Annotated in this window: 14 protein-coding genes; 12 read left to right on the top strand and 2 right to left on the bottom strand. The window is 73.7% G+C overall.

Features of this window, described 5'->3' with window-relative positions:
- Nucleotides 1–93 precede the first annotated feature (93 nt).
- Nucleotides 94–585, top strand: coding sequence for a hypothetical protein (locus ACFV9Q_RS09770; RefSeq protein WP_377234242.1), 492 nt, complete (start codon nt 94–96; stop codon nt 583–585).
- Nucleotides 572–1,333, top strand: coding sequence for a cytochrome b/b6 domain-containing protein (locus ACFV9Q_RS09765; RefSeq protein ID WP_377234241.1), 762 nt, complete (start codon nt 572–574; stop codon nt 1,331–1,333). The genes ACFV9Q_RS09770 and ACFV9Q_RS09765 overlap by 14 nt, the downstream gene beginning before the upstream one ends.
- A 101-nt stretch (nt 1,334–1,434) precedes the next feature.
- On the opposite strand, the gene ACFV9Q_RS09760 is transcribed toward ACFV9Q_RS09765, so the two are convergent.
- Together ACFV9Q_RS09760 and ACFV9Q_RS09755 are read right to left on the bottom strand one after the other, a co-directional pair.
- Nucleotides 1,435–3,171 carry an L-aspartate oxidase gene (locus ACFV9Q_RS09760; RefSeq protein WP_377234240.1) on the bottom strand — a complete coding sequence of 579 codons (1,737 nt, stop codon included), beginning with the start codon at nt 3,169–3,171 and terminating at the stop codon, nt 1,435–1,437.
- Between the two features lie 126 nt (nt 3,172–3,297).
- Nucleotides 3,298–3,954, bottom strand: coding sequence for a heme oxygenase (biliverdin-producing) (locus tag ACFV9Q_RS09755; RefSeq protein ID WP_377227399.1), 657 nt, complete (start codon nt 3,952–3,954; stop codon nt 3,298–3,300).
- Between the two features lie 173 nt (nt 3,955–4,127).
- Here ACFV9Q_RS09755 and ACFV9Q_RS09750 point away from each other — a divergent pair, with 173 nt between their 5' ends.
- From ACFV9Q_RS09750 to ACFV9Q_RS09705, 10 genes are all read left to right on the top strand, one after another.
- Nucleotides 4,128–5,033, top strand: coding sequence for an alpha/beta fold hydrolase (locus ACFV9Q_RS09750; protein ID WP_377234239.1), 906 nt, complete (start codon nt 4,128–4,130; stop codon nt 5,031–5,033).
- A gap of 203 nt (nt 5,034–5,236) precedes the next feature.
- Complete coding sequence (aspS, locus tag ACFV9Q_RS09745; RefSeq protein WP_377234238.1) at nt 5,237–6,616, top strand: aspartate--tRNA(Asn) ligase; 1,380 nt, start codon at nt 5,237–5,239, stop codon at nt 6,614–6,616.
- Between the two features lie 150 nt (nt 6,617–6,766).
- On the top strand, nt 6,767–10,636 hold the full coding sequence (locus ACFV9Q_RS09740; RefSeq protein ID WP_377234237.1) for a DUF4132 domain-containing protein: 3,870 nt from the start codon (nt 6,767–6,769) through the stop codon (nt 10,634–10,636).
- Nucleotides 10,637–10,774: 138 nt separating this feature from the next.
- On the top strand, nt 10,775–11,149 hold the full coding sequence (locus ACFV9Q_RS09735; protein ID WP_377234236.1) for an ArsR/SmtB family transcription factor: 375 nt from the start codon (nt 10,775–10,777) through the stop codon (nt 11,147–11,149).
- The gene (locus ACFV9Q_RS09730) at nt 11,146–11,649 is read left to right on the top strand and encodes an SRPBCC family protein (RefSeq protein WP_377234235.1); all 504 of its coding nucleotides are present in this window, start codon (nt 11,146–11,148) and stop codon (nt 11,647–11,649) included. Before ACFV9Q_RS09735 ends, ACFV9Q_RS09730 begins: the two co-directional genes overlap by 4 nt.
- Nucleotides 11,646–12,272 (top strand): dihydrofolate reductase family protein, encoded by a 627-nt coding sequence (locus ACFV9Q_RS09725; protein ID WP_377234234.1) that lies wholly within the window; start codon nt 11,646–11,648, stop codon nt 12,270–12,272. The genes ACFV9Q_RS09730 and ACFV9Q_RS09725 overlap by 4 nt, the downstream gene beginning before the upstream one ends.
- A 199-nt stretch (nt 12,273–12,471) precedes the next feature.
- Entirely contained in the window at nt 12,472–13,620 is a 1,149-nt protein-coding gene (locus tag ACFV9Q_RS09720; protein ID WP_377227406.1) for an AAA family ATPase, read from the top strand.
- A 44-nt stretch (nt 13,621–13,664) separates the two neighbouring features.
- Nucleotides 13,665–16,514: a DUF5682 family protein gene (locus tag ACFV9Q_RS09715; protein ID WP_377234233.1), complete on the top strand. Its 2,850-nt coding sequence runs from the start codon at nt 13,665–13,667 to the stop codon at nt 16,512–16,514.
- Entirely contained in the window at nt 16,511–17,752 is a 1,242-nt protein-coding gene (locus ACFV9Q_RS09710) for a VWA domain-containing protein (protein ID WP_377234232.1), read from the top strand. The genes ACFV9Q_RS09715 and ACFV9Q_RS09710 overlap by 4 nt, the downstream gene beginning before the upstream one ends.
- Nucleotides 17,749–19,716: a hypothetical protein gene (locus ACFV9Q_RS09705; protein WP_377234231.1), complete on the top strand. Its 1,968-nt coding sequence runs from the start codon at nt 17,749–17,751 to the stop codon at nt 19,714–19,716. The genes ACFV9Q_RS09710 and ACFV9Q_RS09705 overlap by 4 nt, the downstream gene beginning before the upstream one ends.
- Nucleotides 19,717–19,757 lie beyond the last annotated feature (41 nt).

Raw genomic sequence — 19,757 nt, 5'->3', positions numbered from 1 at the left:
CGCGCTTCGGAGCCCGAGAGATCCGTCGGGCGCCCCGCCACGTAGGGACAGGTGACGGGCGTCGTCGGTGACACCCGGAACAAGGAGGTAACCATGTCCAGACTACGAGGAGCGTCCAGAAGCCGAGGGGCGCGGCTCGCCGCCGGGGCGGCGTTCAGCGTCCTGCTCCTGGCGGGTTGCGGCAGCGGCAGCGGGGGCGGCTACGGCGGGGGTGGCTCCGGGGACTCGGGCGGCTCGGGTGGTGGCGGTGGTGGCGGGATGACCCTCGAGATCACGTCGCCCAAGGACGGGGCCACGGTCGAGACGCCGTTCACCATCGACCTCTCCTCCAGCGAGGAGCTCGGCCCGACCGACACCGGCAAGGATCACGTGCACGTCTACTTCGACGGGAACGACCAGGAGTACATGGTGGTCGAGGGCGACAGCGTGGAGGTCACCGACCTGCCCGCGGGCGAGCACGAGATCGACGCGTCGCTGCGCAACGCCGACCACTCGGCGGCCGGGGTGGAGACCCAGATCAACGTGACCGTGGGGTCCGGCGGCAGCACGGGTGACAGCACGGGAGACGACGGTGACAGCTACTGAGCGGCACGACACGGGGCGCCGTGAGACCGGGCGACATGGCACCGAGCGTCAGGAGACCGAGCGCCAGGAGACCGGGCAGCACGAGACCGGCACGGTCGAGCGCAACCGCCGTCCGGCACGCTGGTTCCATGCCGGCGTGTACGTGACCGTCATCGTGCTGCTGATCACCGGCTGGTGGCTGCTGCTCGGGAACGAGGGCAGCCCGAGCGTCATCGCTCGCGTCACGGGGGTGTCCGACACCGACGTGCACACGATCACCGGCTGGGTCCTCGCGGGGCTCACGGTGCTGGCCGTCGTCGTCGGCGCGCGGGGCTGGCGCACCTTCTGGCGCGAGACCTTCCGGGTCGAGCACGGCGACGGCGCGTGGTTCCGGACCTGGCCCGCCGCGATCCTCACCGGGCGGTTCGGGCGCCACGAGGGCCGGTTCGACCCGGGGCAGCGCATCGCGAACCTGGTGCTTGTCGCGACGCTGCTCGCCCTGGTCGTGTCCGGGGTGGGGCTCGCGCTCGTCAGCGGGGGACCTGCGTTCGTCTGGTTCGCCGCGGTGCACCGGTGGTCGACGTATGTGGTGACCCCCGTCGTCGTCGGGCACGTGATCATCGCCTCCGGAATCCTGCCCGGCTACCGCGGCGTCTGGCGGGCGATGCACCTGGGCGGCAAGCTCCACGAGCGCGATGCCCAGCGGGTCTGGCCGGGCTGGACCGAACGCACCACGGGCGAGGCCCACGACCCCCGCCACCGCCGCTAGACCCCCCCCAACCCAACTCGTTGAGTGCTGGGTATTTGCGCTCCTGGCGCGCGAAAGGGCGCAAATACCCAGCACTCAACGAGGCAGGGGGCGGGGGTGGGTTATTCGACCAGCTTGCCCTGCGTCGAGACCTCCTGGGCTGCGATCAGGGTCGCGATCTCCTCGGGGACCTCCGGGATCTCCTCGCGGACGATGCCCGTCTTCGGGGACCAGACCAGGTTCACCTGGAGCGCCGGGTCGAGGTCCGGGTAGTCGCTCCGGTTGTGGCAGCCGCGCGTCTCGCGGCGCTCGCGGGCGGCCTCCAGCGTGGCGCGGGCCGCGATCAGCGACGCCTTGAGGTCGAAGGCGTGCGCGAGGTCCTGGAACCCGGCGATGTCGGGGTGCACGCCGATCTCCTGGGTGCGCGCCTCGATCTCGTCCAGCTCGCGCAGGCCCGCGGTCAGGCCCTCCTCGTCCCGGACGACGCCCGCGTGCTCGGTCATCGTGTTGCGGATCGCCCGCTGCAGGGCGCGCACGTTCTCGTGCCCGTCGGCGGTGAGCAGGTCGGCCACCTCGGCGCGGGCGTAGGCCTCGGCGTCGTGCGAGCGGCGCTGCGCCTCCAGGCCGGCGGAGTAGGCCGCGGCGGCCCGCCCGACGATGCGGCCGAAGACCAGCAGCTCGATGAGCGAGTTGCCGCCCAGGCGGTTGGCGCCGTGCAGGCCGCTGGACGCCTCGCCGATCGCGTACAGGCCGTCGACCTCGGTGCTGTGGTCCTCGGGCCGCACCCACACGCCGCCCATGGAGTAGTGCGCGGTCGGCGCGATCTCGATGGGCTCGGCCGTGATGTCCAGCATCTGCAGCTCGAGCATCGTCTGGTAGACGCGCGGCAGGCGCGTCATGATCGTCTCGCGCGGCAGGTGCGAGACGTCGAGCCAGACGCCGCCCTTCTCGGTGCCGCGACCCTCCTTGATCTCGGTGTACGCCGCGAGCGCCACCCGGTCGCGGGTCGAGAGCTCCATGCGCTCGGGGTCGTAGTTCTGCATGAACCGCTCGCCCAGGGCGTTGCGCAGGATGCCGCCCTCGCCGCGCGCGGCCTCCGAGATCAGGGTGCCCGCGGCGTTCTCGGGCTCCAGGATGCCCGACGGGTGGAACTGCACCAGCTCCGGGTCGCGCAGGCGCGCGCCGGCCTCGACGGCGAGGCGGAACGAGTCGCCCGTGTTCTCGTCGCGGCGGGACGACGTGCGCCGCCAGATGCGGTTGTGCCCGCCCGCGGCGAGGATCACGGCGTCGGCGTGGATGAGGTACGGCGTGCCGTCGTCGAGGTCGAACCCGTAGGCGCCGAACACCGCGCCGTCGTGGGTCAGGATCCGGGTGACGTAGACCGAGTCCAGGATCGGGATGTCGAGCTGCGTCGCCCGGTTCACGAGGGACCGCTGGATCTCCAGGCCGGTGTAGTCGCCGGCGAACGCGGTGCGGCGGTAGGTGTGCGCGCCGAAGAACCGCTGGGAGATGCGCCCGTCGTCCTCCCGGGCGAAGGCCATGCCGTACCGCTCGAGGTCGGCGATGCCCTGCGCGGCACCCTGCGCGACGATCTCGGCCGTGTGCGGGTTGGCCAGGAAGTAGCTTTCCTTGATGGTGTCGGCGGCGTGCTGCTGCCAGCTGTCCTCCGCGTCCATGGTGCCGAGGGCGGCGTTGATCCCGCCGGCGGCGAGCGAGGTGTGGGCGTCCATCCGGGGCCGCTTGCCCAGGGCGAGGACGTCCACCCCCTGTTCGGCGAGCTCGATGGCGGCGCGCAGGCCGGAACCGCCCGTACCGATGACGAGCGCTGTCGTGGAGATGCGACGTTCGGTGGTGTTCATACTCCATCTGACAACGCACGAGCGGGGAACGTGACGCCTCGGGATGTGACAAGTCAGACGATGTGACATGTCAGACGCCGAGGCGTCAGAACCAGCGCTGTGACCAGCGACGACGCCGCTACGGGGTCAGCAGTGGATCGCGGCGAGCTCCGTGAACACCGCCCGGTTGAGCGTGAACGCGTGGTGCGTCTCGGCGAGGGTGGCGGCCACCTCGTCGTCGTCCAGGTCGAGCTCGTCCAGCGCCTCGCGGTAGGCGTCCTTGAACACCTTGACCTTGGGGATGTCGGGGAAGGTGTAGAAGGCCAGCCCCTCCTCGTCGAGGCCGTAGTGCTCCTTCATCATGCGCTTGACGATCTGCCCGCCGGACAGGTCGCCCAGGTACCGCGTGTAGGAGTGCGCGGCGTACTGCGGCAGGTTGCCGCCCACGGCGCGGACGTGCTCGGCGTACGCGCGGGTCGCGGGCAGGATCCGGATCTTGTCGCGCCAGTCCGGCCCGTACAGGAAGGCCAGGTCCCGCTCGATCGCGGGGACACGCGTGAGCTCCGTGAAGACGAGGCCGGCGCCCCGGTCGTCGCTCCCGAGGGCGGCGCTCGCCTCCTCCAGGGCCTCGTAGACCACCAGCAGCTGCGCGGTGAGGTCGGCGTGCGCGTCCCGGGTGAGCGCTCCGGACAGGAGCTCCTCGATAAACTGCTCCGAGTTGGCACCGGCATGGGCGTCACGAGTGCCCTGACGGAGCACGGCGGACAGGGGGACGGGGGCGATTTCCTCGACGGGCAGGCTCACGGGGTCTCCTCCGGTGCGGTGCTGCCGTGCTGGCAGACGTGCTGACAATGTGTCATCACCATCCGATCATAGCAACAGAAGTAAGGCAAGCCTCACCTTATTCGCCCGGGACCTTCGGGGGGCTGGGCGCCCGTCACCAGGGGTGTGTCAGAGGCTCGGGATAGCGTCGTGTGATGCCTGGTCCCGCCTCCGTCCCACGCCCGTCCGCCCTGCCCAAGCCGGTGTTCGTCGAGGTCGATACCGACGGCACCCGCGAGCGCATTGCCACCTACGTGCTGGAGCCGGCCGGCGGGCCCTCGGCCGGCGACGTCGTGCTCTGCCACGGCACGCCGTGGTCCGCACAGGTCTGGGCTCCAGTGGCGCGTGCACTGAGCCAGGGCTTGCTCGGGCGGGGGTATCGCGTCTTCCTGTGGGACATGCCCGGATATGGCGCCTCATCCAAGGGGGCTGGGGTCGCCGTGGACCTCGTGGCCCAGCGCAGGCGGCTGGCCGCGCTCCTGCGGCACTGGGGGCTGGGCCGCCCGCACCTGGTTGCGCACGACATCGGGGGAGCCGTCGCCCTCGGCGCCCACCTCCTGGAGGGTGCGGACCTGGCGAGCCTGTTCCTGCTCGACATCGTGACGCTGGACCCCTGGGGCTCGGAGTTCTTCCGGCTCGTGGCGCGCAACGAGTCCGTCTTCGCGGCAGTGCCCGGGCCGCTGCACGGTGCCCTGGTGCGGGAGTACATCGCCGGCGCGGCCAACCATGCGCTCGCTCCTGAGCAGGTCGAGACGCTCGCCGAGCCGTGGCTCGACGACGTCGGGCAGGCCGCCTTCTACCGCCAGATCGCGCAGCTCTCGCCCGAGCACACCGCGCCCGTCGTCCGTCGGCTCGGCGAGGTGCGCTGCCCGGTCCGCGTCGGCTGGGCCGAGGACGACCCGTGGATCCCGTTCGAACAGGCCGGCCGCCTGCGCGAGCTGCTGCCCGGCGATCCCGAGGTGGTCGCGTTCCCCGGTCGCGGTCACCTCGTGCCGCTGGAGGACGACGCCGCGGTGGGCCGTGCCGTGCTGGCCTGGCTCGACGCCGTCGACGGGTCGTAAACCTGGTGGCGTCGCCGGCGCCGTCGGGCATAGCGTGTGCGGTGGTGAGCGTGAGGCGTGACGAACCTCGGCCCGGTCCGCCGGGCGAGCGACCACCCGCGCGTGCGGCGTACCGACGAGAGGCCGGGGCTTCCCGGCAAAGGAGTGGTGGCACCGCGACCTAGCCCCCGCCCGCTCCTCCAGGGCCTGCGCTCTCTGGAGGAATGATGAGACCACCTTTGCCATCCCCTTCGACGTCCCCGGCTCCGGCCCTGGCTGAGTCCACAGGGGTTCCCGCTCGCACCCTCGCCCGCGACCTGCCGAGCGTCCCGCCAGGCTCCGTCGTGCGGCTGCAGGGCTGGGTGCACCGCCGTCGTGAGCTCGCGACCGTGACGTTCCTGGTGCTGCGCGACCGCACCGGGCTCGCCCAGATCGTGGTGCGCACCGGTGCCGGGCCGACGGCGCCAGCCGTGCCGCCCGAGGAGACCACCGTGGAGGTGACCGGCACGGTCACCGCGAACCCGCAGGCGCCCGGCGGCGTGGAGGTCACCGGGCTGGGCGGTGCGGGCCTGCTGATCACGCCGCTCACGGACCCCGCCGAGACCCCGCCGGTCGAGCTGTGGCGGCCGGCCCTGAGCGCCGCCCTGCCCACGCTGCTCGACCACGCCGCCGTCGCCTGGCGGCACCCCGCGCAGAAGGCGCGCTGGGAGGTCGCGGCGGCGAGCCTGCGCGGGTTCCGTGCGACGCTGGACGCGGCGGGCTTCACCGAGGTCTGCACGCCCAAGCTGGTCGGCACGGCCACGGAGTCGGGGGCGAACGTGTTCCCCGTGGACTACTTCGGGCGGCCCGCCTACCTCGCGCAGTCGCCGCAGTTCTACAAGCAGCAGATGGTCGGCGTCTTCGAGCGGGTCTACGAGGTGGGGCCGGTGTTCCGGGCCGAGCCGCACGACACCGTGCGGCACCTCGCGGAGTACCGCTCGCTCGACGTCGAGCTCGGGTTCGTGCGCGACCACCGCGACGTGCTGGCCGTGCTGCGCGACGTGCTCGCCGGGATGGCGGACGCCGTCCGCGCGTCGGGGGCCGCCGAGCGGCTGGGCGTCGAGGTACCGCGGATCCCGGCCGAGTTCCCCGTGCTGCACTTCGCCGACGCCCTGGAGCTCGTCGGGGCGCCGTCGGACGAACCCGACCTGGCGCCCGAGCACGAGCGCACCCTGGGGGAGTGGGCGCGGGCCGAGCACGGGTCGGACTTCGTCGCGGTCGAGGGCTACCCGATGGCCAAGCGGCCGTTCTACACGCACCCGGAACCGACTCAGGGGCCTGGGGACCCTCGGTGGAGCAACAGCTTCGACCTGCTGTTCCGCGGGCTGGAGCTCGTCACGGGCGGGCAGCGCCTGCACCGGTACGCCGACTACGTCGCGGCGATCGAGGCCCGGGGCGAGGACCCGGCGTCGTACGCGTCCTACCTGGAGGCGTTCCGGCACGGGATGCCGCCCCACGGCGGGTTCGCGATCGGCTTGGAGCGGTGGGTGGCGCGCCTCGTGGGGGTGGCCAACATCCGCGAGGTGACGCCGTTCCCGCGGGACCTGCACCGGCTGACGCCGTAGCCGTAGCCCTAGTCGTCGCACCTGGCACCCGGGCGGGATGCTCCGCCCGGGTGTCAGTGGCCACCGCTACTTTGTGCGCGTGCTGCTGAAGGCGGCACGATCCAGGGGCGAGCTCTGCCCCGATGGCCGACGACGACGTGATGGGGCGAGATGCTGCAGGAGCTGATGGACCGGGTGCGGGGCGGCGACGAGACGGCGCGAGGCGTGGCGGATGCGCTCGCGCCGCTGTCGCTGGTCAGCACCGGTCTGTACGAGGACGCGGTGGGCTACGTGCTGGAGGGCACGACGCCGGAGGTCCTGACCCAGGTGGCGTCCGCCGCCACGGACGACGTCGACCGGCTGCTCGACCAGCCGGGCCGCACCACCTACTGGTCGAGCTGGGTCTCGCCCGACCTGGTCAAGAAGGTCGCCGCCCAGCACAAGAGCTGGACCACGGAGAAGGGCGTCAACGGCCGCCGCCGCGTCTACGCGGTCGGCGCCATGGCGCAGGTGGTCCGCCTCGCCCGGCTGCTGGCGCAGGCCTGCGAGACCGTCGAGATCCCGGCCGTGCCCGAGTGGCTCTCGCTCCTGGTGCACGACATCGGCCACATCGGCACGCCCAAGCGCAACCGCCCCGGCAACGGGGACCAGGCCACGCGCACCCGCTGGACGCCCGCGATGTTCGAGGAGGCCGCGGTCGAGGGCGGCGTCCCGGCCGACGCCGCCTCGCGCACCGTGCTCGTGGCGATCGTGCACCGCTCCTCGAAGGGCCGCTCCTGGTACTCCGACGCCCGCGAGGGGATCATGAAGTCCGTCGCGTTCGGCGAGTTCGTGGGCGAGCACGCCGCGCTCCTGGCCGACGTCGTCCCCGGGCTGACCGCCGCGAGCAAGGAGGAGGTGCTCGGCCAGATCGGCAGGCGAATCTCGACCCAGGAGGTCCCGAGCGATGAGTTCGCGCGGATCGTCGCGGGCCTCGCCGCCGACCCCGCCAAGGGCGTGCGCGCCGCCGCGCTGCAGCACCTCGCGACCCTGCCCGACGACCGGCAGGTGGAGCTGCTCGCGCCCTTCCTGACCACGGCGAAGTCGGGCGCCCTCGGCGAGGCCGTGACACGGCTGGCCGCCCTGGACGGTGGCCTCGCCGCGTGCGAGGCGGCGCTCGCCACGCTGCGCGACGAGAACGGAAAGGTCGCGGCCGGGCAGGGCGCGCGAGTCAAGCTGCTGGAGCAGACCGTCGAGCGCGCCCGCGCGCTCGAGACGCCCGCGCAGGACGTCGCCATCGACCTCCCGGACTGGGAGCCGCTGCCCGACCCCGTGCTCGACGACGCGTGGGTCAAGCAGCTCCGCACCGACGTCGAGCAGGCGACCGCCCGGGCCCGGACCAACCTCGACGAGGCCCGGAAGAGTGCGAAGGCCGGCCACAACGAGTGGGTGCTCAAGTCCGCCCAGAACAACCTCAAGCAGCTCGAGAAGATCACCGCCAAGGACGTCGAGGCCCTCCCGCGCGTGCTCACGGCGAATGCTCCGGCTCGTCAGCTCCGCAGCTCGCCCCTGGTCACCTGGCTCACGGACCGCCGCCACGAGGCGTTCGCCGACCAGAGCCTGATGTTCCACGTGCGCCTGCGGGCGCTGGTCCACGGCGGCCGCAGCGACGGCAACAACCTGCTGTGGAACCTGCGCGGGCACCTCGACGAGGTCACCGACCTGCGCCAGCTCCACGACGGCCTGGAGCGCGCCGGGATCCCGGACGTCGAGCGGCTCGTCACCGATCTTGTCCTGAACCGCTGGTGGGGGCACGAGGAGATCCCGGCGTCGGTCGCCTGGCCCTGGTTCGCCGAGCGCCCCGAGATCCTGGAACGCAGCCTGCGGACCGGGGACGGCGGCGAGCGCACCGGCAGGTCGCTCGCGATGCTTCGCGAGTTCCCCGCCCTGCCGCCGATGCTGCTGCCCAAGCTCACGGCGCTCGCGCTCGGTGCGGGCAAGACCCACCGGGTCACGGCACAGCAGGTCCTGGAGGCGCACACCGGGGCGCGGTCCCTGGCCGAGCAGGCGCTCGCGGACAGCAAGGGCGAGGTGCGCGCGTCGGCCGCGGTATGGCTCGCCCGCATCGGTGACCCCGCCGCGGTGCCCGCGCTGCGCGCCGCCCTGAAGAAGGAGCGCCGCGAGGCGGCCCGGGCCGCGCTGCTCTCGGCCCTGGAGACGCTCGGCGACGACATCTCCGCCGACCTCGCGCCGGAGATCCTGCAGGCCGAGGCCGCCAAGGGCCTCAAGGCGAAGATCCCGGCGAGCCTCGACTGGTTCCCGTTCGAGCAGCTCCCGGAGGTGCGGTGGGCGGGTGCTGGTGCTGCTGGTGCCGGGGCTGCCGGCGAGCCCGGCGGAGTTGTGCCGCGGGACGTCGTGCGCTGGTGGGTCGTCCTGGCCTCCAAGCTCAAGGCGCCCAGCGGCGAGGGCCTGATCGCCCGGTACGTCAGCCTGCTGGACCCGGCCTCGCGAGCCGCGCTCGGCTCGTTCGTGCTGCGCGCCTGGGTCGCCCAGGACACCCGCAACCCGTCCGTGGAGCACTCCCGCGAGTACGCGGACCAGCACGCGCAGTCCCGCTGGGACAACCTGCAGTCCGCGATCAAGCGCTACCCCGAGTACTACGCGGACCAGGCCGGGCAGACCGTCGAGGACTTCTGGAAGCGGCTCTACCGGGAGGACCAGGCCACCTACCTCGGTTCGGCGACGCAGGACAAGGGGCTGCTCGCGCTGACCGTCGGGATGCCCGGGGCGGGGCTCGCGACGACCGCCCAGCACTACTTCGCCGCCCACAAGGGCCGTCGCGCCCAGGCCGAGTACCTGGTGCGCGCGCTCGCCGCCAACGGCGACCGGGCCGCGGTGCAGCAGCTCCTCGCGGTGTCGCGCCGGTTCAAGCAGCGCACCGTCCAGGAGGCGGCCGGGGCGCTCGCCCAGGACATCGCCGACCGCAACGGCTGGGACGGCGACCAGCTCGCCGACCGCACGGTGCAGACCGCCGGGTTCGACGACGACGGCATCCTGCGCCTCGACCTCGCCGGACCCTCGGGCGCAGACGGTGGCGCCGACGGGGGCGAGGCGCGCGTCGTCACCGGGCGCATCACCGAGGCGTTCACGCTCGAGCTGCGCAACCCCGCGGGCAAGGTCGTCAAGGCCCTGCCGGCCAAGCGCGCGTCCGACGACGACGAGGTGTACGCCGAGGCGAAGCGGCAGCTCAAGGAGTCGCGGGCCGAGCTCAAGGCCGTCGTCGCGCTGCAGACCCAGCGCTTCGCCGAGGCCATGGTCACCGGCCGCACGTGGAGCGTCGCCGACTGGCGCGAGTTCGTGCTGGGGCACCCGCTGATGTCCCGCCTGGCCGCGCGCCTGGTGTGGGCGGCGGAGCTGCCGGGCGCGGACGGCGCCGGCTCCGGCTCGACGGGGACCGTGACGTTCCGGCCGGGCGACGGCGGCGCGCTGATCGGCGTCGACGACGAGGACGTCACCCTCCCGGACGACGCCCGCGTGTCGCTGGTGCACGCCGCCACCCTCGGGGACGACGACGAGACCGGCGCGCCGGCCTGGCGCGGCCACCTCGGCGACTACGAGATCACGCCGCTGTTCGACCAGGGCCTGGGTGCCGAGGCGGACGCCGCCGGCGCGCTGCCCGACCTGCCGGGCACCGCCACCGTGATCGACACCCGCAAGGGCTGGCTCAGCGACTCGTTCACGATCCGCGGCCGGGCCACCAAGCTCGGGTACTCGCGGTCGCAGGCCGAGGACGCCGGGTGGTTCTCCGCCTACCGCAAGGAGTACCCGACGCTCGACCTCACGGTCGAGATCGAGTTCACCGGCGCGTTCCTGCCCGAGGAGAACATCACGGCTGCCGTCCAGGAGCTGGTGTTCCGCCGCACGGGGACGTGGGACGACCGGGGCCGGCTCAAGCTCGAGGACGTGCCCAAGGTGCTGCTCGCGGTGTCCTACCAGGACTACGTGACCGTGGCAGAGGGCGGGGCCTTCGACGCGGACTGGGAGAAGAAGAGCCAGTACTGACCAGTCTCAGTACTGACCAGTTCTGAGTGCTGTGCTGCGCGGGTCGAGGTGCCCGCGCAGCACACGCGTGTCCGGCGTCGGCTGCGCTCGGGACACTTAGCCCTTGCGCTTAGTTTCCGCGCGAGTTAACTTAGCCGTATGGCTCAGCATTCGGTGCTCGACGGTACGTTCCAGGCGCTCGCCGACCCGACCCGGCGCGCCGTGCTGGGCCGGCTCGGCGCGGGTCCGGCCAGCGTCGGCGAGCTCGCGGCGCCGTTCGACATGGCGCTGCCGTCGTTCATGAAGCACATCCGCTATCTCGAGAGCACGGGGTGGATCAGGTCGCAGAAGGTCGGCCGGGTGCGCACGTGCACGCTTGAGCGGGAGGCGTTCGACGCCGTCGAGAGCTGGCTCGGCGAACAGCGGAGCATCTGGGAGGGGCGCACGGACCGGCTCGAACGGTTCGTCACCGCGGCCCGGCCCGGCACCGACGACCACACCGACGACCCCGACAACAAGGACGTTCTCTCATGACCCCGCCGCACGGAGCCTCACCGGACGGCCGGCCCGGCCGGCCCGACCTCGACCTGACGGTCTCCCGCATCATCCGCGCCCCGCTGTCGTCGGTCTGGAACGCCTGGGCCGACCCGGCCAGCTTCGAGCAGTGGTGGGTCCCGGCGCCGCAGATCTGCCGGGTGCGGGAGATGGACCTGCGCCCGGGTGGTTCCTTCCGCACGGAGCTGAGCGAGGACGGCGTCGAGTTCGGCCCGCACATCACGGGCTGCTTCCTCGCCGTCGACGACCTCGAGCGGATCGTCTTCACCGACGCGCTCGTGGCCGGCTGGCGTCCCGCGACGCAACCGTTCGTGACCGCGGTGATCACCCTGCGGGACCACCCCGACGGCACGGAGTACAGCGCGACCGCGATGCACCGCGACGTCGCCGACCGCGACCGGCACGAGCAGCTCGGCTTCCACGACGGCTGGGGCACCGTCACGCGGCAGCTCGCCGAGCTGGTGGAGGCGAGAGCATGAGGCTGGTCCTGATGCAGTTCGTGAGCCTCGACGGCGTCTCACAGGGGCCCGGGTCGCCGGAGGAGGACACCAGCGACGGGTTCACCCGGGGCGGGTGGCTCGTGCCGCACATGGACGAGGTGTTCGTCCGCCGGACGGTCGACTGGCTCGGCGAGGCCGACGGGCTCCTGCTCGGCCGCCGCACCTACGACGCCTTCGCGCGCGACTGGCCGCAGATCACGGATCCGGCCGACCCGTTCACCGCGCTGATGAACGGCCTGCCCAAGTACGTCGCCTCGCAGACGCTCGCCGAGGGCACCTGGCACCCGACCACCGTGCTCTCGGGTGATGTCGCGGCCCAGGTCGGCGCGCTCAAGCGGCAACCGGGTCGTGAGCTCCAGATCCACGGGAGCGCGCGGCTCGCGCAGTCGCTCCTGGCCGCCGGACTGATCGACGAGCTCCGCCTCGTGGTCGCGCCGGTCGTCGTCGGGAGCGGCCGGCGTCTCTTCCCGGACGGGGGTGCGCCAGCGGGGCTGAGGCTCGCCAGCAGCGAGTCGACGCCCGGCGGGCTGGTGATCCAGGTCTACGACTGGGCCGGCGAGCCGGCCGTCGCGACGTACGCCGGGGTCTCGGACATCGTCTGAGCGAGCGTCCCCCGCGGTGCTGGCGGGGACGGCAGGTGCGGCCACCAGACCCCGCGCAGGCGTGTCAGTGGCTCCCGCTACCTTGATCGCACGCTGACCGCAGCGGCCCTGACCAGGGCCGTCGCGGCATTACTCGCACGCCATCATTCGCGTCATCACTCGCACGTCATCACTCGTAACGCACGCACCGAAGGACGTCATGACCACGGACACCACCGTCTCGGCAGGCACGACTGCTGGAACCGAGATCAGCCAGGCCACCGAGATCCGCCCGCCCGCCGAGATCCGGTACGCCGCCGAGCTGGCGACGCTCGACGCCTGGGACGCCGAGCGCGGGCACGAGCGGCCCCCGGGCTGGCGGCTGAGCCCGCGGGCCGTGCGGGCGTTCGTCGTGGGCTCCGAGGAGCTCGGCGTGACCCGCAAGTTCTACGGTGACGACCCGCTGGTGGACCGCGCCGTCGTCTCCCTGATGGGGCGGCAGGGCCTGATGCTGGTGGGCGAGCCCGGTACGGCCAAGTCGATGCTGTCGGAGCTGCTCTCGGCGGCGGTCTCGGGCAGCTCGACCCTGACGGTGCAGGGCACCGCGGGCACCACCGAGGACCACGTGCGGTACTCGTGGAACTACGCGCTCCTGGTCTCCGAGGGGCCGAGCGAGCGGTCGCTGGTGCCGTCGCCGATCTGCACGGGCATGCGCGAGGGGCGCGTCGTGCGCTTCGAGGAGATCACGCGCTGTGCGCCGGAGATCCAGGACACGCTCGTGTCGATCCTCTCGGAGAAGCAGCTCATGGTCCCCGAGCTCGGGCCCGACGCGCGGGTCGCCGCCAGGCCGGGCTTCACCGTGATCGCGACCGCGAACCTGAAGGACCGCGGCGTGCACGAGATGTCCGCGGCCCTCAAGCGCCGGTTCAGCTTCGAGACCGTGGCCCCGGTGCGCGACCGCGCCTTCGAGATCGAGCTGGTGCAGCGCCAGCTCGCGGCCGAGCTGGGACCCGAGGGCGACCGCCCCGAGGTGCCGCGCGACGTCCTTGAGGTGCTGGTCACCGTGTTCCAGGACCTGCGGACGGGCAGCACGCGCGAGGGCGCTCCCGTGAAGCGGCCGGAGACGGTCATGTCCACGGCCGAGGCCGTCAACGTCGCCGTGGCCGCCTCGCTGGAGGCCCGGTACCTCGGCGACGGCACGGTGACCGCGGCCGAGGTCGCGCGGCAGGTCGCGGGCGTCGCGCTCAAGGGCGAGGAGGAGGACGCACGCCGGCTGCGGCACTACGTCGACAACGTGGTGCGCGAGCGCGCCCGCACCGACGCGCGCTGGAAGGCGTTCTTCACCGCGGCAGAGCCGCTGTGGCGGTGACGGGCGGGGGCGCTGTGGCGGTGCGTGGCAACGCCGCTGTGGCGGTGCGTGACGACGTCGTAGGCCGGCGCGTGGACGCCGTCTGGCAGCTCGCGCCGGAACGCCTGAGGTCGGCAGCGGACGCAGTCGGACGGCTGCGGGCCGAGCGCGGCATCTACTTCGCGCCCGTGCGGCACCACAGCCCGGCGTGCGCCGTGGCGGTGCGTGCGGCGATCGAGGAGCTGCGGCCGTCGGCCGTGCTCATCGAGGGCCCCGAGGAGTTCACGCGGCTCATCCCGGACCTGCTGCACGAGGCCACCCGGCCGCCGATCGCGGTGCTGAGCCTCGGCGGCTCGGGTTCCGGCTCGGGGTCTGCGGCGGGCCCGGGCGACCGCGAACCGGGGGACGGCGCCGGCTTCTACCCGCTCGCGTCCTTCTCGCCGGAGTGGGTCGCCCTGCACGCGGGGCGGGACGTCGGCGCGGAGCTCAGGTTCATCGACCGCTCGTTCGGCGAGCGGTCGGCGGCGGAGCGCGCGGTCTCGGGACGGGGTTCCGAGGGTTCGGGGCCTGACGGTTCCGGGCCGGACTCTGCGGGGCCGGGCTCTGCCGGGTCGGGTGTCGGGCCGAACCTCGCCGGAGAGCCGGACCCCTTCGCGCGGACCCTCATGTCCGAGCGCTACCTGGCGCACTCCGAGGCGGTCGCGACACTCGCCCGCCGGCTCGGGTGCCGCGACCACGACGAGGTGTGGGACCACCTGTTCGAGTCCCGGCGCAGCGCCGAGCTCGCGGACTGGCGAGCTCTGTTCGACGACGTCTTCGCGTGGGCGGCGCTCGCGCGCCTCGACTACGAGGAGAGCGTGCTCGCCGCCGACGGGTCCCTGGACCGCGAGGCGCGGATGTCGGCCCGGATCGCCGAGGCGGTGGCGGAAACGTCGACGGGGGCCGGCGGACCGGTGCTCGTCGTGACCGGGGCCTTCCACACGCTCGCGCTGGTGGAGGCGCTGTCCGGCGCGCCGGAGGGCGCCCCGGTGCGCGACCGGCAGCCCGAGGGCGGCTTCGGCGCGATGGCACAGGGCGAGGCCTGGCTGGTGCGCTACGACCACGAACGGCTCGACGGGCTGCGCGGGTACGGCGCGGGCATGCCGTCGCCCGGCTACTACGAGCGCCTCCACGCGGCGCACCTGCGGGAGCTGGCGGCCGACGGTACCGACGGACCGGACGTCGCGGCGTCCGGTCCGGTCGGCGCCCGTGCCCTCGCCGCAGAGATCCTGGTCGACGTCGCCCGGGGCGCCGTCGACCGGGGGCATGCCGTGAGCCTGCCGCAGGTGGGCGCCGCGGCGGCGTCCGCGACCCGGCTCGCCGACCTGCGCGAACGCGCCTTCGCGGGCCGCACCGACCTGCTGGACGCGATGCGTTCGTGCTACGTGCAGGACGACGGCGGCGTCGGCGGACCGGGCGAGCCGGAGCGGCCGCTGGGGCTGGCGATCGCGGAGGTGTTCGGCGGCCGGGCCCTGGGCGACCTGCCGCCCGGCAGCGCGTCGCCGCCGCTCGTGCGCGACGTGCGCGAGCGGGTGCGTGCGGTGCGGCTCGTCGTCGACGACTCGCTGCCGCGCACGGCCCGCCTGGACGCGCGGCGGACGGCGTCGCACCGGGCCAAGCGCCAGGTGCTGGCGCTGCTTGACTTCGTCGGTGCGGGATTCGGACAGCTCGTCTCGGGTCCGGACCACGTGGCGGGCCGAGGGCTCGGCCTGATCACGGAGGAGTGGCAGTACTGCTGGACGCCGCTGGTCGAGGCGCGGCTCGTGGAGATGGTGCACCTCGGCGCGACCCTGGAGGCCGTGGCGCTCGCCCGGCTGCACGAGACGGAGGCGCGGCTGGCCGGCACCGGGACGGGCTCGATGCCCGGGGCGGCGGCCGCGTCGGTCGACGCCCTCGCGCGGCTCGTCGCGCAGGCGCTGGTGATCGGGATGGGGTCGCACCTGCCCCGGATCGTGTCCCTGCTGCGCGTCACCCTCGACACCGACCGCGACGTGGACTCCGTCGTCTCGGGCGCGCGCCGGCTGCTCGGCCTCTGGCAGGCGCGGGTCGAGCTGGGCGCCGAGGAGTACGCTGGCGAGCTGCTCGACCTCGTGAGCCAGGCGCTCGCCACCGCGGCCTACCTGGTCAGCGACCTGGGCAAGGTCCGGGCCGAGGACGAGGACGCGGCGATCGGCACCCTGATCGGCCTGCGCTCCCTGCTCCGGGACGCGGCTGCCGCAGACGGCGCTGCGGCAGGCGGCGCTGCGGCAGGCGGCGCTGCGGCAGGCGGCGCTGCGGCAGACGGCGGCGCGGACCGGGCCGACGGCGCCGTCAACCGCATCGCCGTCGCGCGCGAGCTCGCGCGCCTGCGCGACGACGAGGGCACCGCCCCCGCCGTCGCGGGCGCGCTGCTCGCCCTGGGGTTCACCGACGGCGAGGTGGCCGACGACGTCCTGGTCACCCGGGTGCGCGGCGCCCTGTCCGCGGGTGCGGACCCAGGAGCGGCCGTGCGGTTCCTGGGCGGCGTCATGCGCGCCGCGCCGGACCTGATCCTGCACACGCCGGAGATGTTCGACGCCGTCGACGACGCACTGCGCACGCTCGACGGCGACGCGTTCCTGGCGGTGCTGCCCGACCTGCGGCGGGCCTTCACGTGGCTGCGCCCCACCGAGACGCACCGGCTGGCGAAGCGCGTGGCGGAGCGGACCGGGGCGCGGGTGGACCAGGTGGACGTGCGGGTCGCGCTGTCGGAGGAGGACCTGGCGACCGGCCTGGGCCTGGACCGGGAGCTGGTCGCGGTGCTGGAACGGGACGGGCTGGCCCACTGGGGCCCGACGACCGCAACGACGAGAGCCGTGGACGCCGCCGGCGTCGGCACGGCAGGAGGAGAAGCATGAGCGCGACCGGTCGGACGGCGTCCGATCTCGGGGTGCCCGAGGACCTTGACGCACCTGGCGCGGCGCCGTCGGTCTCCGACGACGAGGCCGCCCGGCGCTGGCGCCTGGTGCTTGGCCGGTACGCCGCCGACGAGCTGCAGGTGAGCCAGCAGGACCAGGGGCTGGAGCGGTCCCTGCGCTACCTGTACGACCGCGAGTACACGGCCCGAGGGCACCGCGTCGGTCGCGGCACCGGCCCGGGTGAGGGCGGCGCGCGCGGCGGCGGTGGGGGCGCAGGACTGGGCGGGTCCCAGCCGCACGGCGTGGACGTGACCGCGCTCGGCTGGCTGAGCGAGGCCGGCAGCCTGTTCCCGCGGGAGACGTTCGAGCGCATGCAGGTCGACGCCGTGAGCCGGTACGGCCTCACGGAGCTGCTGCAGGACGAGACCGCGCTCGAGACCCTCGAACCGTCGCGGGAGCTCGCCGTCGCGATGCTGCAGGTCCGGGGCGCCCTGGGCGACCAGGCCGCGGCGGGCCTGCGGCGGATCATCCGCCGGGTCGTCGACGACGTCGTGCGGCGGCTGCGGCCCCGCTTCACCACGGCGGTCAACGGCCGCATCGACCGGTCGCGCCGGTCGATGCACCGGGTCGCGCGGAACTTCGACTGGAAGCGCACGCTGCGCGCCAACCTCGGCCGGGTCGACGCCGAAGGCCGGATGACGGTCCAGGACGTCCGCTTCTCCGCCCGGGCCAAGCGGACCCTGACCTGGGACGTCATCCTGCTCGTCGACCAGTCGGGCTCGATGGCGCCGTCGCTGCTGTACTCCGCGGTGTGCGCCGGGATCCTGTCCGGCCTGCCCGGCATCAACGTGCAGCTCTACCTGTTCGACACCTCGGTGGTGGACATGTCGCACCTGGCCGCCGACCCCGTCGAGGTCCTGATGACCGCGCAGCTCGGGGGCGGCACCGACATCGCACGGGCCGTGCGGCACGCCGAGCAGCAGGTCCGCAACCCGTCGCGGACCGTGGTGGCGCTGGTCAGCGACTTCTACGAGGGCGGATCGGTGTCGAACCTGCTGACGACGGTGCGGCGCATGGCGTCCTCCGGCGTCACCATGCTCGGGCTCGCCGCCCTGGACGAGGCGGCCGAACCCGTCTACGACCAGGGCACGGCCCGGCACCTGGCGGAGTGCGGCATGGAGGTCGCCGCGCTCACGCCCGAACGGTTCGCAGAGTGGTTGGGGGAGGTGCTCTCATGAGCGACCGGAAGACCTACGCGTGGGCGGCGCCCTACGCGGGCCTGGACGACGACGCGCTCAAGGCGCTCGGCAACGCGGGCCTGCTGCGCCGGGCCCGCAAGGACACCGTGACCGAGGTGTCGTACGACGCCAAGGGCGCGGTGCTCGACGTGTCCGGCGTCTCGGTGCGGGTGGACGGCCGCGGCCCGGCCGCGGTCGCGTGCGACTGCCCGACGGCGGGCGTGTGCCAGCACGTCGTGGCCGCCTGCCTGTGGGCGACCGGGATCGCGCCCGACGTGGCGCCGGCGGGCGCTGATGCTGGCGGTGTCGTCGCGCACTCCGTGCCCCGGGCGGCCGGATCCGGGGCAGTCCCTGATGGAGCGACTGCGGCCGGTGGTGCGACTGCGGCTGGTGCCGACACTGCGGCTGGTGGTGAGACAACGGGCCGCGCCCCCTCCCCGGCGGTGCTCAAGCGCCGGCGGGAGGCGCTCGCGGAGGTGCGCGACGTCGTCGGGCGGCTCATGTCGGGCGGGCTGTCCCACCTCGGGGCGGACGACGCCGAGTCGCTGACCGCGCTGGCCGGCCGGGTGCGGGTCGCCGGGTTCGACCAGGTCGCGCCCGAGCTGGTCGGCAACGTGCGGTTCGACGGACTCGTCCGGGTCGCCGGCGGCCTCGTCGCGGGCCTCGCCGGTCGCGACGACGCCGTCACGGAGTCCGACCTGCTCGACGCGTTCGCCGAGATCTGGGCGATGTGCGAGGTGCTGGAGCGCGCGGCGGACCCGGCCGGAACCGCCGGTGCCGTCGGCGCGAGGCCCGGACTGGCGTCGGGCGCTACCGGCGGCGCAGCGACAGACCGCGCAGTGACAGACCCCGCAGTGACAGACCGCGCAGCGACAGGCCGCGGGCGGGCGTCCAGCAAGGGCGCCGACGACGAGATCGACCTCCCGCGCTGGGTGCCGCTCGGGGCCCGCTGGTGGACGTCGCAGAGCGGATCGCGCGGCCTGGCCTACCTGGGCTGGGACACCGAGACCGAGGCGGGTACGCCTGCCACGACGGACGCCGGCCAGGTGCGGCAGGTCGTGACCGGTCGCCCGTCGGGCAGCGACCCGCGGTTCCAGCGGAGCTGGACCAGCCCGCTCCTGTGGAACAGGTCGCTGAGCACCCTGTGCGAGGGTGCGTTCGCCCTCACCCAGGTGCGGACCAAGCCCGACGGCGGCCTCGGCGCGGGCGGCACCCCGGTGCTCCAGCGTCTGGAGGGCGACGGGTTCGACCTCGACGAGCTTCGCGTGATCGCCGAGCGCACGGGGGCGGGAGTCCAGCCGCGCGACGTCGTCGGGTTCGGACGCCGACCGGCGAACGTGCGGCTCGTGCTGGTCCGCGACGTCGGCGAGGTGGGCATCGACGAGGTGCGGCAGGAGCTGACGCTCGCCGTCGTCACCTCGGACGGCGACACGCGGCAGCTGCGCCTGCCGGCCGCGGGGGAGCAGGCGGTCCAGACGCTGCTGTCGGTGCGGTCCAGGCTGGTCGCGGTGACGATCGAGCGTCGCGAGGAGCGGGACGAGCCGGTCGGTCTGTTCGTGCGCGACAAGGGCGCGATCCGCCTGGTCAGTCCCACGATCACGCCGGCCTGGTCGCTCGAGAACAGCTACTGGGACTTCTGGCGCAAGCGGATCCGCAAGCTCAAGGCTCAGGCGTCCTCGGCGAAGGCCGTCCGGCCGCCGACGGCACCGCCGCCCCCGGTGCGCCGTGTGACGTTGCTGCTGGGCGACGTCCTGCTCGCGGCGGCGGCCACGGGCCGGCCGGCGCTCACGGTGCGGCAGCGGTCCGACGTCGAGCAGGCGCGCATCCTGGCGCGAGACCTCGGGCTCGCGACCCTGGAGCGGACGGCCCAGGGCCTGCTGGCCGGCGAGCTGACGCCCCCCGCGGTGCTGCACGCCGCCTTCGTCGTGGGCCGGGCCCGGGCCGTGGCGGACGTCGCGGGCTGAACCGACTGCCTGCCCCGGCCGACGGTCCGGCCGGGGCGGGG

The organism is Promicromonospora sp. NPDC059942, from assembly GCF_042731755.1.
Taxonomy (GTDB): Bacteria; Actinomycetota; Actinomycetes; order Actinomycetales; family Cellulomonadaceae; genus Promicromonospora.
Note: the sequence above shows the minus strand (reverse complement) of the source record. Positions and strands in the feature narration are given on the sequence as shown.